Source organism: Paraburkholderia sp. BR14320 (genome assembly GCF_040948665.1).
Lineage (GTDB): Bacteria > Pseudomonadota > Gammaproteobacteria > Burkholderiales > Burkholderiaceae > Paraburkholderia > Paraburkholderia youngii.
This window is the reverse complement of the sequence record NZ_JBFPKG010000058.1, coordinates 34227-47622: the sequence shown is the minus strand read 5'-3', so window position 1 is coordinate 47622 and position 13396 is coordinate 34227. Positions and strand designations below refer to the sequence as shown.

Annotated in this window: 12 protein-coding genes; 6 read left to right on the top strand and 6 right to left on the bottom strand. The window is 64.6% G+C overall.

Translation table 11 applies throughout. From position 1 onward, the window contains the following. Positions 1–143: 143 nt before the first annotated feature. The 4 genes from AB3X89_RS33605 to uraH all read right to left on the bottom strand — a co-directional run bounded on the left by AB3X89_RS33605 (position 144) and on the right by uraH (position 3747). Positions 144–1490, bottom strand: coding sequence for a type II toxin-antitoxin system HipA family toxin (locus AB3X89_RS33605; protein ID WP_368587103.1), 1347 nt, complete (start codon positions 1488–1490; stop codon positions 144–146). After that, positions 1487–1753 (bottom strand): helix-turn-helix transcriptional regulator, encoded by a 267-nt coding sequence (locus AB3X89_RS33600; protein ID WP_008920757.1) that lies wholly within the window; start codon positions 1751–1753, stop codon positions 1487–1489. The genes AB3X89_RS33605 and AB3X89_RS33600 overlap by 4 nt, the downstream gene beginning before the upstream one ends. A 276-nt stretch (positions 1754–2029) precedes the next feature. After that, the gene (locus AB3X89_RS33595; protein ID WP_368587102.1) at positions 2030–3223 is read right to left on the bottom strand and encodes a urate hydroxylase PuuD; all 1194 of its coding nucleotides are present in this window, start codon (positions 3221–3223) and stop codon (positions 2030–2032) included. 170 nt (positions 3224–3393) lie between these two features. Then, a complete protein-coding gene (gene uraH / locus AB3X89_RS33590; protein ID WP_368587101.1) occupies positions 3394–3747 on the bottom strand; it encodes a hydroxyisourate hydrolase in 354 nt (117 codons plus the stop codon). A 499-nt stretch (positions 3748–4246) separates the two neighbouring features. Between uraH and AB3X89_RS33585 the strand changes: the two genes are divergently transcribed. After that, on the top strand, positions 4247–5635 hold the full coding sequence (locus tag AB3X89_RS33585) for an 8-oxoguanine deaminase (RefSeq protein WP_368587100.1): 1389 nt from the start codon (positions 4247–4249) through the stop codon (positions 5633–5635). Between the two features lie 88 nt (positions 5636–5723). Here AB3X89_RS33585 and AB3X89_RS33580 read toward each other — a convergent pair whose 3' ends face one another. Continuing rightward, complete coding sequence (locus AB3X89_RS33580) at positions 5724–6656, bottom strand: LysR substrate-binding domain-containing protein (RefSeq protein ID WP_368587099.1); 933 nt, start codon at positions 6654–6656, stop codon at positions 5724–5726. Between the two features lie 272 nt (positions 6657–6928). On the opposite strand from AB3X89_RS33580, the gene AB3X89_RS33575 reads away from it, so the two are divergent. The 4 genes from AB3X89_RS33575 to AB3X89_RS33560 all read left to right on the top strand — a co-directional run bounded on the left by AB3X89_RS33575 (position 6929) and on the right by AB3X89_RS33560 (position 11855). Next, positions 6929–8527: an ABC transporter ATP-binding protein gene (locus AB3X89_RS33575; RefSeq protein WP_368587098.1), complete on the top strand. Its 1599-nt coding sequence runs from the start codon at positions 6929–6931 to the stop codon at positions 8525–8527. Positions 8528–8620: 93 nt separating this feature from the next. Then, complete coding sequence (locus tag AB3X89_RS33570; RefSeq protein ID WP_368587097.1) at positions 8621–9727, top strand: ABC transporter permease; 1107 nt, start codon at positions 8621–8623, stop codon at positions 9725–9727. A gap of 40 nt (positions 9728–9767) precedes the next feature. After that, complete coding sequence (locus AB3X89_RS33565) at positions 9768–10697, top strand: ABC transporter permease (RefSeq protein ID WP_368587096.1); 930 nt, start codon at positions 9768–9770, stop codon at positions 10695–10697. A 63-nt stretch (positions 10698–10760) separates the two neighbouring features. After that, positions 10761–11855, top strand: a complete 1095-nt coding sequence (locus AB3X89_RS33560; RefSeq protein ID WP_368587095.1) for a BMP family ABC transporter substrate-binding protein — start codon at positions 10761–10763, stop codon at positions 11853–11855. A gap of 112 nt (positions 11856–11967) precedes the next feature. On the opposite strand, the gene AB3X89_RS33555 is transcribed toward AB3X89_RS33560, so the two are convergent. Next, a complete protein-coding gene (locus AB3X89_RS33555) occupies positions 11968–12177 on the bottom strand; it encodes a dodecin (RefSeq protein ID WP_018435559.1) in 210 nt (69 codons plus the stop codon). A gap of 265 nt (positions 12178–12442) precedes the next feature. Between AB3X89_RS33555 and AB3X89_RS33550 the strand changes: the two genes are divergently transcribed. Then, the gene (locus AB3X89_RS33550) at positions 12443–13384 is read left to right on the top strand and encodes an NAD(P)-dependent oxidoreductase (protein WP_368587094.1); all 942 of its coding nucleotides are present in this window, start codon (positions 12443–12445) and stop codon (positions 13382–13384) included. The last annotated feature ends 12 nt before the right edge of the window (positions 13385–13396 follow it).

The following is a 13396-nucleotide window of genomic DNA, read 5'->3' as shown; positions in this document are numbered from 1 at the left end:
TTCCAGCACCCCAGCGCCTGCAGTGCCTTGCGATCGAGCAATTCTCCCCCTGATGTCCCCTCAATTCAGGCATCAGATTACGCAATTGGCAAAAATCGCTCCACGCTTTTCTACGAAGAACCTTTTTCTTGCATGGATCACGATTACTTGCGCCTGCCGAGCAGCGGCGAATGCCCGATGACTTCCCTTGACCGCTCGGGCGGCTCCGGCGCCGAAAATCCCGCTGCTTCGATGGCTGGCTTGAGGCCCCTGAATTGCAGGCTTTTCTTTGGCGAGCGCAGCGATGTCATGCCGTCGTCCCACGCATGCAGCATCTGCTTGGCGACCGTGCGCCACTGCGGTTCGTTGCGCGCTGCTTCGATCAACTCGTGGCCGACGTCGACAGCCGAGTCGCACAGCGCTTCAACCATTTGCGCATATTGCCGCGGAGCGATGCCCATGCGCGTGTTGAAAAAGCGTTCCAGCGTTTTACCCGCTGCCCAGGTTTTGCGGCCATCGATGGCGAGCCCCGGCGGATTGGCGGCGAAGCGCGGATAAGCCTGGGTCGTCACGACATCGTAGACGGGCGTGAACGCGACGTCGTCGACCGACGTATAGAACAGCGCGACGTTCTTGGTGTGGCAGTCCGCATTGCGCACGACGTAGTTGGTCAGCAGATGCCAGCCGAGCTGCTGGAGCTGCACCCGCAAGGTGTCGCGATCGAGCAGATACGCTCTTGCCGCGTTGAGCATTTTCTCGCTGGTCGAATTGTATTTTTCGTGCGGCGGCAAACCGAGCAGCCCGCACAGGTCTTCGACGCCGTACGCCGGCAGTCCTTGTGCGTCGACATCGAAGCGCTCGACGACGAGCGCCCGGCCATCGTCCGACATCTGCGTGCGCGCAACGGGCGCCACCCCCAGCCGCTCCAGCACCCGCATCGAATGGAATTCGTTGAAACCGAGAAAGGGCGTGTTGTCGTCCGAACCTTTGACGATGTGACGGCTCGTTCGAATCGTCGGCTTTCCGAGCTGCAGCGGTGTCGATGCGGCAGGCTGCGCTTCGGGCGCGATGAACTTCGGCACGACCCCTGAAATAGCCGCTCGCGCGTATTCACGCACCAGTCGCGCGAAATGTTCGGCGGTGTTGTCGCCGTGCAGGATGTGCTGGACGTCGAGCGCCTCCAGTTCGGTGCCCGGCGCGACGCCTTCGGGCGTGACGGTGACCCGGCCGATCCCCATCGATCCCACCACGGCGAGCAGCGACAGATCGGTTCCGTCGAGCAAGGGCCCGAATTGCTCGCGGATCAGATTCAGCAGATAGCCCTCGGGCAGGTTCTGCCGGAAAAACGGATGCAGGTCGCGCGGCCAGCGCCAGGCCTCTTCGCGCACCGGCATCGTCAGACTGACGAAGTCGGCCGCGCTCGCATCGCGGTTGTATTTGAGGACATAGTCGTCGCGCTCGCGAAACAGCGTGGCGACGTTCCTGCCTCGTACCTGAACGTCGAGCTTCATGGCTGCGCGTCCGGACTGCGCTGTTCAGCGAGAATGTCTTCCAGCGTGCGGCCATGTCCATGCGCAACGAACTTGAGGTCGTAACCGGCGGCTTCGAGCAGGCGCACGAGCACGGACACGCTCATATCGTTCTTGGCGAGCGTCTCCATCCGCGCGACGGTCGTGCGGGCCACGCCCGCGCGGCGCGCAAGCTCTTCCTGCGATAGCTTGCTGTCGCGGCGTACAGCTTTCAGCATGTCCGAGACATCGGCGAGGTTGGTCATTTGTAGCCTCAGGGCGTCAAATTCAGCGTATTTGCCATTTATTGTAGCCTAGGAGACACAGCAACGTTGCATGTCTTTGTGCCTCTAGGGCTACATTTTACGTATTTTTGGCGTTTTTGTAGCCCAACGGCGACAAATTTTTCGATGTATCGATGCCACTGACTGCACCCGGCACCCTGTCCAAACGACAACGGGCTTGCCGCTGTCGCGACAAGCCCGCTTCACCCTCCAGCCTCCACCTCGGCACCGGATGATCCGTGATCCTGACAGACCTTCTTACTTCGCCGCGCCGCCTTCGAACCACGCGGCGATCTTCATCCGCTCGTCGTCGGTCATGTGCGTGACGTTGCCGAGCGGCATCGCCTTCAACGTGACCGCCTGCTGGTAAATGCGCTGCGCGTTCTGCGAGATCTCGTCGGGGGTATCCATCAGCACGCCGGCGGGCGCGCTGCCCATCATCGTCGGATGCGCGGAGTGGCAGGCCACGCAGCGCTGCTGCAGCACCGGCGCGATGTCGGCGACCTTCAGCGTCGGCGCGTTGGCGGCCTGCGCCTGCGGCACCACCGGACGCGGCATGGTCCACACGAGCGCCGTGCACATCAGCGCGACGCCGACGAGCGGCAGATACCACAACACCTGGCCGCGATGGCGCATCACGAAGAACTGACGGATCAGCGCGCCGGCCAGCATGATGACGACGAGCACCGCCCAGTTGTACGGATGCGTGTAGGTCATCGCGTAGTGGTTCGACAGCATCGCGAACACGACCGGCAGCGTGAAGTAGGTGTTGTGCACCGAGCGCTGCTTGCCGCGCTTGCCGTAGATCGGGTTCGGCGTGTCGCCCTTGAGCATCGCGTCGACCATCTTGCGCTGGCCCGGAATGATCACGAAGAACACGTTGGCCGACATGATCGTCGCGAGCATTGCGCCCATGATCAGATACGCCGCGCGGCCCGCGAAGATATGACACGCGAGATACGCCGCGATCAGCACATAAACGCCGACGCAGATGCCGAGCAGTTTGTCGCGCGTGCCGAGAATGCGGCACAGCGAGTCGTAGACGATCCAGCCGGCCGCGAGGAAACCGATCGCCGAGGCGACCGCGACCACCGGTCCCATGTCGAGCACGTTCTTGTCGATCAGGTAGGTGCTCGGCGAGAACAGATACAGCACGGTAAAGAGACCGAAGCCCGACAGCCACGTCGTGTACGACGGCCATTTCGACCAGTGCAGGTCTTCGGGCATTTCCGGCGGCGCGACCGTGTACTTCTGCATGTTGTAGAAGCCGCCGCCGTGCACGTGCCACAACTCGCCGAACACGCCGCGACGGCGCTGGTTCGGATCGGTCGGCGGTTTCAGACTGTTGTCGAGCGCGACGAAATAGAACGATTCGCCGATCCATGCGATGGCGGCGATGACGTGGAACCAGCGAATCGCGAGGTTCAACCAGTCGGTGATAAAGCCTTCCATGAAACTCCTCCACTTCTGATTCGTTGTGCGCGCGATGACGTTCGACGTCGCCGGTCATCGCGCCGACTGCGGATAGAAGACGCAGCGCGGCTTGTTATGGGTATCGCGGGGCGCTTATGCGTATTTGTGTCTGTTCGTGCCGAAGCGGATGCGGCTCGCATCCGGCAGGGCTAGCTGCCCCGATACGTGCTGTAGGAAAACGGCGACACCAGCAGCGGCACGTGATAGTGCGAGTTGGCATCGGCGACGCCGAAGCGCAGCACGACGCGATCGACGAAGCGCGGCTCCGGCAAGCTGGTACCGAGCGACGCGAAGTAGTCGCCCGCGCCGAACACGAGTTCGTACTCGCCCGCGACGAGCGCGTCGCCTTCGAGCAGCGGCTCGTCGCAGCGGCCGTCGTGATTGGTGACCGTGGTTTTGAGTGCGCGGCGCGTGTCTCCGGCGAGCGCGAAGAGTTCGACCTTGATGCCTGCGCCGGGACGGCCGTTCGCGGTGTCGAGCACGTGGGTAGTGAGCTTGCCCATTCGCAATTGTCCTTGTGTGAATGCGAGGTGTCGGCGGCGGCCCGATCCAGTACGTTTGCGGCGGATCGAGGCTCCACGTCAGTGGCTACATACCCGTCGGCGAATTGAAGCGAGCGCCGTGGCAGCCATTGTAAAAAGGATGCCCCGTTCAGCGCGCGAGCGATAGGAAAGATAATAGTTCGCGCATGATGGGCAGCCAGTCGAAAGCCGCGCAGGCTCATCGGCCGATCGTACCGGCGCCAAAAATGCACCACTATATTGGCGGTGTGAAGTTGGGTATCGCAGCCGCGCGAGTTGCCAGCGGGATTTTGGCTACCGAAGGTAAGCGCTGTGCGAAACACCCGTGCAAAGGCAGGACTTTGGTACGGCAAACCCCGAAGACGGCGATTCACGCCGGGTAACCGGGCCAACGGCGTTCAAGCGAACGCGGCGGCGCGGTGGCGTGCCGCCGCATCGCGTTCGAACGGCTTTGCATGCAGGCAATCAGGCGGACAGACGAATGACGATGAATGAAGCACTGAAACAACCCGGCAAAACGATGCTCGTGAAGCACGCGGACGTGCTGGTCACGATGGATGGCGAGCGGCGGGAATTGCGCGACGCCGGGCTGTACATCCAGGAAAACCGGATCGTCGCGGTCGGACCAACCGCGCAACTGCCGCAAACGGCCGATCAGGTACTCGACCTGCGCGGCCATCTGGTGATCCCGGGCCTCGTCAATACGCATCACCACATGTACCAGAGCCTCACGCGCGCGATTCCCGCCGCGCAGAACGCCGAGCTGTTCGGCTGGCTGTCGAATCTGTACAAGGTGTGGGCGAACCTCACGCCCGACATGATCGAAGTATCGACGCTGACCGCGATGGCCGAGCTGCTGCTGTCGGGCTGCACGACCTCGAGCGACCATCTGTATATCTATCCGAACGGCAGCCGCCTCGACGACAGCATCGCCGCGGCGCGCCGCATCGGCATGCGCTTTCATGCGGCGCGCGGCAGCATGAGCGTGGGGCGCAAAGACGGCGGCTTGCCGCCGGATTCGGTGGTCGAGCGCGAAGCGGACATCCTGAAGGACACGCAGCGCCTGATCGAGACGTATCACGACGACGGCCGCTACTCCATGCTGCGCGTCGTCGTGGCGCCGTGCTCGCCGTTTTCGGTGAGCCGCGACCTGATGCGCGAATCGGCGGTGCTTGCGCGCCAGTACGGCGTGTCGCTGCACACGCATCTGGCGGAGAACGTCAACGACGTCGAGTACAGCCGCGAGAAGTTCGGCATGACGCCGGCCGAGTACGCACACGATCTCGGCTGGATCGGCCGCGACGTATGGCATGCGCACTGCGTGCAACTCGACGACGCCGGGATCGCGCTGTTCGCGCGCACCGGCACCGGCGTCGCGCACTGTCCGTGCTCGAACATGCGGCTCGCGTCGGGCATCGCGCCGGTCAAGCGCATGCGGCTCGCGGGCGTACCGGTTGGGCTCGGTGTCGACGGCTCGGCGTCGAACGACGGTGCGCAGATGGTCGCCGAAGTGCGCCAGGCGCTACTGCTGCAGCGCGTCGGTTTCGGGCCCGATGCGATGACCGCGCGCGAGGCGCTCGAAATCGCGACGGTGGGCGGCGCGCGCGTGCTCAATCGCGACGACATCGGCGCGCTCGCGCCCGGCATGGCCGCGGATTTCGTCGCGTTCGATCTGCGCTCGCCGCACTTTGCCGGCGCATTGCACGATCCGGTGGCGGCTCTGGTATTCTGCGCGCCGTCGCAGGTCAGCTATAGCGTGATCGACGGCAAGGTGGTGGTGAAGGAGGGGCGGTTGGCGACGCTCGAACTCGAGCCGGTGATCGAGCGGCATAACGCGCTCGCGCGGCAGCTCTATGAGGCGGCGGCTTGAGCTTGAGCTTGAGCGGAAGGGGCGGCGCTCACGCCCTGATGCGCGGGTGCCGCGAGTCGTTGATATCCGAGCGGCGCCGCATGCGGGCTCAGGGCTTGTCGATCAAAGTCCGGGTCGCCTCGCCAACCAGACCGCGCAGCCAGCGCACTTCGTCGGAGTAGTGCACGCGCTCGTGCCACAGCTGGTAGTACTGCATCGGCGGAAAGTCGAGCGGCGCGGACACCACGGTCAGCGGCAGGAACTTCGCGTAGTAGTCGGCAAAGAGGCGCGTCGTCGTGAAGATCAGATCGGATTTGATCAGCACGTACGGCGCGAGATTGAAGTAGGGCAGCGTGACGACCACATGGCGCTTGAGCCGCTCGCGCGCGAGATGCACGTCGATCGCGCCGCGCTGGCCGACCGAGTACGGCGTCGGCGCGAGATGCGGCGCGTTCAGGTACTGGTCGAGTGTGAGCCCGCCGCGTTTGGCGAACGGATGCGTGTTGCTCATCAGGCAGACGATCTGATCGACGAACAGGTTCGACAGATGCAACTGCTCGGGCGGTTCCGGCCAGTTGCCGACCACGATGTCGAGCTTGCCGTCTTCGAGCGCGAGTTCGTAGTCGAACGCCGGGCCGAGCGAATGGAATTCGAGCGTCGCGTTCGGCGCAGCCTGGCGAAAGCGTTCGACGACGGTCGGCACGAATAGCACATTGAGGTAGTCGGGACAGCCGATCCGGTAGCAGCGGATCGACGTGGCCGGATCGAAGTTGTGCTGCTGGAACTTGATGCGCTCGATTTCGCGCAGCGCGTTCTGCACCGGTTCGAGCAGGCGCAGGCCGTACTCGGTCGGCACCATGCCGGATTTGCCGCGCACCAGCAGCGGGTCGCCGGTGATGTCGCGCAGACGGCGCAGCGCCGCGCTGATCGCGGGTTGGGACTGGTTCAGTTTGACGGCGGCGCGCGTGACGCTGCGCTCCATCAGAAGCGTGTGCAACACGCGCAGCAGGTACGTGTCGATCGCCTCGCGTTGCTGGCTCATGGATTCTCCGAAATATATGTGCTGGCTGATCGAACGGACGTGGGGGTATATGCGTTTTAATATGGACGAAAAACGTCGTCAAGGGTGACATACCCGCAGAGCTTGTAGCGGCGCGGGTTTGCGGGAATTTTGTCAACTCGACTGAGTGGGGCGAATTAGGTATCGTCATTCGGTTGTGGTGACGGATCGCCCGTCGGCACGGTGGACGTTTTCGACGTCAAGCCGGCGGTATTCAGGCAGCATGCGGCGTCTCGAACGCACTACGGAATCTCATGAGCGACACTCCACTTAGCGACGGCGCACAACTCACCAGCCAGGCGGTGCCCCGGCTCGCGCTGACAGGGATCACGAAGCAGTACCCGGCCGTGCGCGCCAACGACGATGTCACGCTCGTCGTTGCGCCCGGCGAGATCCACGCGGTGCTCGGCGAGAACGGCGCGGGCAAGAGCACGCTGATGAAGATCATCTACGGCGCGGTCCGGCCCGATGCCGGCGAGATCCGGTGGGAAGGCGAGACGGTCGACATCGCGAGCCCGGCGGCCGCGCGCAAGCTCGGCGTCGGCATGGTGTTCCAGCACTTCTCGCTGTTCGAGACGCTGACGGTCGGCGAAAACATCGCGCTCGCGCTCGACGAACCGTTCGATCTGAAGTCCCTTGCGAAACGCATTCGCGAGGTGTCGGCCGACTACGGGCTCGACATCGATCCGCAACGGCACGTGCACAGCCTCACCGTCGGCGAACGTCAGCGCGTCGAAATCGTGCGCTGCCTGCTGCAGAATCCGCGTCTGCTGATCATGGACGAACCGACCTCGGTGTTGACGCCGCAGGCGGTCCGCAAGCTGTTCACGACGCTGCGCCGGCTCGCGGCCGAAGGCTGCAGCATTCTCTACATCAGCCATAAGCTCGACGAAATCCAGGAGTTGTGCGACACCGCTACCGTAATGCGCGGCGGTCGCGTCACCGGCAATGTGACGCCGAAGAACGAGACGCATGCGTCGCTCGCGCAGTTGATGGTCGGCCACTCGCTGCCCGACTACACGCGGCGCGAGCACAAGCCGGGCGCGGTGCTGCTCGACGTCAGGCAGTTGTCGGTCGCGAGCGACGATCCGTTCGGTACCTCGTTGCGCGACGTGTCGTTCAGCGTGCATGCGGGCGAGATCTTCGGCATTGCCGGTGTGTCGGGCAACGGCCAGGCGGAACTGCTCGCGGCGTTGTCCGGAGAAAAGCGCGCTGAAAAACGTAGCCTGCCGGCCGACGCGATCACGATCTGCGGCAAGCCGGCCGCGCGCCTCGGCGCGGGCCGGCGGCGCGCGCTCGGCTTTGGCTTCGTGCCTGAGGAGCGGCTCGGCCGCGGCGCGGTGCCGGCGATGAGCCTGGCCGACAACGCGCTCCTTACCGCGCATCGGCAGAGCATGGTCAAGTCGGGCTGGATCCGGGCGGGCGCGATGCGCGCGTTCGCGAAGCGCTGCATCGACGCATTCGACGTGCGCTGCGGCGGCCCCGACGCGCTCGCGCAAAGCCTGTCGGGCGGCAATCTGCAGAAATACATCATGGGCCGCGAGATTTTGCAGGCGCCGAAGGTGCTGGTGGTCGCGCAGCCCACGTGGGGCGTCGATGTCGGCGCGTCTGCATTCATCCGTCAGCAGTTGCTCGATCTGTCGGCGCGCGGCGTCGCGATTCTGGTGATCTCGGAGGAACTGGAAGAGCTGTTCGATATCTGCGACCGCATCGCGGTGCTCGCGGGCGGGCGGCTTTCGCCGGTGCGCGCGACCGGCGCGACCAACGCCGAGGAAATCGGCCGCTGGATGGCGGGGCTGTTCGGCGACCGCGAGGGCGCGGCGCCCGCGGCGGACCAGCCGGCGCATGCATGACGCGAGGCGCGGTCTGCCGGCCACACCAAAAAGCTAAGCACGCACGCGAACGCGGACCCTGAAGAACAGAACCCGAACAATTTCACGCTACCCATGATGCTTCCTTATCGACTCGAAGCCCGCACCACGCCCTCGCGCACGATGCAACTCGCCGTGCCGCTGATCGCCGCAGTGCTGACGCTGGCGATCGGCTTCCTGATTTTCGGCCTCGTCGGCCGCGACCCGTTGCAGGCGATGCACGCGTTCTTCATCGAGCCGCTGTCGAGCATCAACGGCTGGTCGGAGCTATTGCTGAAGGCGTCGCCGTTGTGCCTGATCGGCCTTGGGCTCGCGATCGGTTATCGCGCGAACGTGTGGAACATCGGCGCCGAAGGGCAGATGCTGCTCGGCGGCATCGCGGCGAGCGGCGTCGCGATCTATTTCGATCAGGCGAGCGGCTGGTGGATCCTGCCGACGATGATGCTCGCGGGCATCCTTGGCGGCATGGCGTGGGCTGCGATTCCGGCGTTCCTGAAGAGCCGTTTCAATACCAACGAGATTCTCGTGAGCCTGATGCTCACGTACGTCGCGACCCAACTGCTGATCTACCTGGTGAGCGGCCCGTGGCGCGATCCGCAGGGCATGAACTTTCCGCTGTCGGAGATGTTCAGCGGCGACGCGCTGTTTCCGACGCTGTATGGCGACTGGCACTGGAAATTTCTGCGCGGCACGCGCCTGAACGCGTCCGTGTTCCTCACGCTGATCGCGATTCCGCTCGTCTGGCTGTTCATGCGCAAGAGCTTCGCGGGCTACCGGATGAACGTCGGCGGACTCGCGCCGCTCGCCGCGCGCTACGCGGGCTTCTCCGACAAGAAGACGATCTGGACCTCGCTGCTGATTAGCGGCGGCCTCGCGGGCCTCGCCGGCATGGGCGAGATCGCCGGTCCGATCGGCCAGTTGCAGGCGACGTGGTCGCCGGGCTACGGCTTCACCGCGATCATCGTCGTGTTCGTCGGCCGCTTGCATCCGCTCGGCATCGTGCTCGCCAGTCTGCTGATGGCGCTGCTGTATCTCGGCGGCGAAGCGGTGCAGACCTCGATGCAATTGCCACAAGCGCTGTCGGGCGTGTTCCAGGGGTTGCTGCTGTTCTGCCTGCTGGGCGCCGACCTGTTCGTGAACTACCGCGTGCGGCGCCGCTCGGCCGTGGCAGTGAGTCATTGAGTTTGCCAATAAGCTCGCTAATCCGCCTTTAGAACTCGATATGGATATCCAGCAAGCCAGCGCGCTCACGTCGAGCGCGATCACCGCGTCGATCCCGCTGATGTTCGCGGGCGCCGGCGAACTCGTCGCCGAAAAATCGGGCGTGCTCAACCTCGGCGTGGAAGGGATGATGCTGATGGGCGCCGTCAGCGGCTACGCGGTCACGTCGATCACCGGCAGCCCGTGGCTCGGCGTGCTCGCCGCGATCGGCGCCGGTCTCGCGATGTCGCTGCTGTTCGCGTTCCTCACGCTGACGATGCTCGCCAACCAGGTCGCGACCGGCCTGTCGCTGACGATCTTCGGCATCGGACTGTCCGCGTATGTCGGCAAGCCGTACACGTCGGCGGCGGTGCGCGCGACGATCGATACGTGGACGATTCCCGGCCTGTCGAAAATCCCGGTGCTCGGTCCCGCGCTGTTTACCCTCACGCCGCTCGATTACCTCGCGTTCCTGACGTTCGCGGCGATCGGCTGGTTCCTGTATCGCACGCGCGCGGGGCTCGTGCTGCGCTCGGTCGGCGAATCGCCGCAGGTCGCACACTCGGTCGGCTTTCCGGTGGTCGGTGTGCGCTATGGCGCGGTCGCGTTCGGCGGCGGCATGGCGGGGCTCGCGGGCGGCTACTATTCGATCGTCAATCTGCACCTGTGGCAGGAAAATTTGACGTCGGGCCGCGGCTGGATCGCGCTCGCGCTCGTGGTGTTCGCGACGTGGCGCCCGGGCCGTCTGCTGATCGGCTCGCTGCTGTTCGGCGCGGTGACGGGGCTGCAGTTCTACGCGCAGGCGATCGGCGTGCCGGTGCCGACGCAGTTCCTCGCGATGCTGCCCTACGTCGCGACGATCGTCGTACTGGCGCTGATCTCGCGCAATCCGAACACGATTCGCCTGAATGCGCCCGCGTCGCTCGGCAAGCCGTTTTTTTCGGCGGGCTGACGGCGCCACAGGTTTTTTGTCGATTCGCTCACTACTATTCGCTCATCACGACAGGGGAAAAACATGAAGAGAAGAAATCTGCTGACCGCTTTTGCGTGGGGCGCGGCGTCGCTCGCACTTGCAGCGCCGCTCGCGCAAACCGCGCAGGCCGCCGACGTGCCGGGCGTTGCGTTTGTCTATCTCGGCAATCCGGGCGATGCCGGCTGGACCTTCGCGCACGACCAGGGCTCGCGCGAAGCCGAAGCGAAGTTCGGTAACCGGATCAAGGTCACGCGCGTCGAGAACGTGCCGGAATCGGCCGACTCGGAGCGCGTGTTCCGCGATCTCGCCAACAAGGGCAACAAGATCATCTTCGGCACGAGCTTCGGCTTCCAGGACTTTCAGCTGAAGGTCGCGAAGGACTTCCCGGACACCATCTTCCTGCACGCGACCGGCTACAAGAAGGCGCCGAACTTCGGCACCTACGACGTGCGCATGTATCAGGGCGCGTATCTGGCCGGCGTCGCCGCGGGCTACGTGACGAAGAGCAACACGCTCGGCTTCGTCGCGTCGGTGCCGATTCCGGAAGTGGTGCGCAACATCAACGCGTTTACGCTGGGTGCGCGCTCGGTGAATCCGAAGGTGCATACGAAGGTGATCTGGATCAACAGCTGGTTCGATCCGGGCAAGGAAAAGCAGGCCGCCGAAACGTTGATCGGCCAGGGCGCGGACGTGCTGCTGCAGAACACCGATTCGAGCGCGACGCTCGCCACAGCTTCGGAGAAGCACGTGCACGCGTTCGGCTGGGATTCGGACATGAAGAAGTTCGGTCCTGATGCCCATCTCGGCTCCGTGGTCGCGCACTGGGGCGTGTACTACAGCGCGGTGATCCAGCAGGTGCTCGACGGCAAGTGGAAGAACGATCCGGTGTGGTGGGGTATTCCGCAAAAGGCCGTCAACCTCGAGAACCTGAACACGTCGGCGATTCCGGCCGATGGGCAGAAACAGGTCGCCGCCAGGCGCGAAGAACTTGCGAGCGGCAAGCGCGACGTGTTCACGGGCCCGATCAAGGATCAGTCGGGCACGGTGAAGGTGCCGGAAGGCAAGACCTTGACCGATCCGGAGTTGCAGCGCCTGAACTGGTACGTCGAGGGTGTCGACGGGTCGCTGCCGAAGTAAATCGGGCGGTCCGCTGTTGAAAAAAGCTGCGTCCAGCGTGGGCTGGACGCAGCTTTTCTGTTTGCGGCCTGCGCGTGGCAGCGCGCAAGCGTGCGTGTCGTGCGGTCGCCGCTCAGTCCTCGATGCGCAGGCCGACCTTCAGCGTCACCTGCCAATACGCGACCTTGCCGTTCTCGATCTGGCCACGCGTTTCCGTGACCTCGAACCAGTGCAGATTGCGCAGCGTTTCCGACGCTTTGGCAATCGCGGTGGTGATCGCGTCGTCGATCGATTTCTTCGACGAACCGGTCAGTTCGATCTTCTTGTAAACGTGTTCTGACATGAATTCCTCCTTGGTGTGCGCCGCTGGTCGATAAAACGCTGCTCGGAAACGCGCTTGGAAAAAGTATAGGCAACGGTTCGCGCAGTCCGTCGGACATATGCGTGCTCGCGAGCGTCATCGCCTGCGCGGCGGATCGAACGTCGCGCCCGCACCATCGATGCCGCAGGTCGCGTGCCCGCTGCTGCGCGACTTCGGCGCATGGCATGGTCGTTATCATGTGAACGCAACATAATCCATTCAATCTGATAGCCGACGAGGTTCGAACGTGGAAATTGGTTTTTGCGGCCCCGGTCTGATGGGTGCGCCGATGATCCGGCACCTGCTGCGCGCGGGTCATACCGTGCATGTGTGGAATCGCACGCGAGCGAAGGCCGAGGCATTGCGGGCCGAGGGCGCGCACGTCGTCGATACGCCGCGTGAGCTGGCCGCGCGCTGCGACGCGGTGCTGCTGTGCGTCGCGGACGCGGCGGCGGTCGAACAGACCGTGTTCGGCGCCGCGGGGCTGCTCCATGGCGATCCTTCGACCCCGCGCCGTGTGCGCTGGATCGTCGATCATTCGAGCATTCCGCCTGCCGCGACGCGCGCAATGGCGCGACGGGTGGCGGATTTCGCCGGGCAGGGCGGCGCGGCGGGCACCGGAGTTTCCCGGGATGGCGCGTCGATCGGCTGGATCGACGCGCCGGTGTCGGGCGGAGTCGCCGGCGCCACGGCGGGCACGCTCGCGATCATGGCAGGCGGTGAGGCGAGCGATCTCGCCGTGGTGCGCCCCTTGCTCGACGCCTATGCCGCCCGCGTCACGCACATGGGCGCGGTCGGCGCCGGGCAAACCGCGAAGCTGTGCAATCAGGCGATCGTCACCGCGACCGTTGCCGCGATCGCCGAGGCGGTGAGCCTCGCGCAGCGCAGCGGCATCGACGCCGCGAAGCTGCCCGAGGCGCTCGCCGGCGGCTGGGCCGATTCGGTGCTGCTGCGGACCTTCGTGCCGCGGATGACGCAAAGCGATCTCGCGCCGATCGGCGCGTTGCGCACGTTCCAGAAGGACGTCGATACGGTCGCGGCGACCGCCTACGAGACCGGCACGCCGATGCCGGTCGCGTCGACGGTCCAGCAATTGCTGCGACTCGGTGCCGCGATGGGGCTCGCCGATGCGGATTTTTCGGCCTTTATCGACATTCTGCAGACGCCGCGCGACGGCTCGAACGGGTAATGCGAGCCGGGG

Bases quoted from the DNA above. Each gene is read 5' to 3' on its own strand.
- AB3X89_RS33600 (WP_008920757.1), bottom strand. From the start codon at position 1,753: ATGACCAACCTCGCCGATGTCTCGGACATGCTGAAAGCTGTACGCCGC.
- AB3X89_RS33585 (WP_368587100.1), top strand. From the start codon at position 4,247: ATGACGATGAATGAAGCACTGAAACAACCCGGCAAAACGATGCTCGTG.
- AB3X89_RS33570 (WP_368587097.1), top strand. From the start codon at position 8,621: ATGATGCTTCCTTATCGACTCGAAGCCCGCACCACGCCCTCGCGCACG.
- uraH (WP_368587101.1), bottom strand. From the start codon at position 3,747: ATGGGCAAGCTCACTACCCACGTGCTCGACACCGCGAACGGCCGTCCC.
- AB3X89_RS33565 (WP_368587096.1), top strand. From the start codon at position 9,768: ATGGATATCCAGCAAGCCAGCGCGCTCACGTCGAGCGCGATCACCGCG.
- AB3X89_RS33605 (WP_368587103.1), bottom strand. From the start codon at position 1,490: ATGAAGCTCGACGTTCAGGTACGAGGCAGGAACGTCGCCACGCTGTTT.
- AB3X89_RS33575 (WP_368587098.1), top strand. From the start codon at position 6,929: ATGAGCGACACTCCACTTAGCGACGGCGCACAACTCACCAGCCAGGCG.
- AB3X89_RS33595 (WP_368587102.1), bottom strand. From the start codon at position 3,223: ATGGAAGGCTTTATCACCGACTGGTTGAACCTCGCGATTCGCTGGTTC.
- AB3X89_RS33580 (WP_368587099.1), bottom strand. From the start codon at position 6,656: ATGAGCCAGCAACGCGAGGCGATCGACACGTACCTGCTGCGCGTGTTG.
- AB3X89_RS33555 (WP_018435559.1), bottom strand. From the start codon at position 12,177: ATGTCAGAACACGTTTACAAGAAGATCGAACTGACCGGTTCGTCGAAG.
- AB3X89_RS33560 (WP_368587095.1), top strand. From the start codon at position 10,761: ATGAAGAGAAGAAATCTGCTGACCGCTTTTGCGTGGGGCGCGGCGTCG.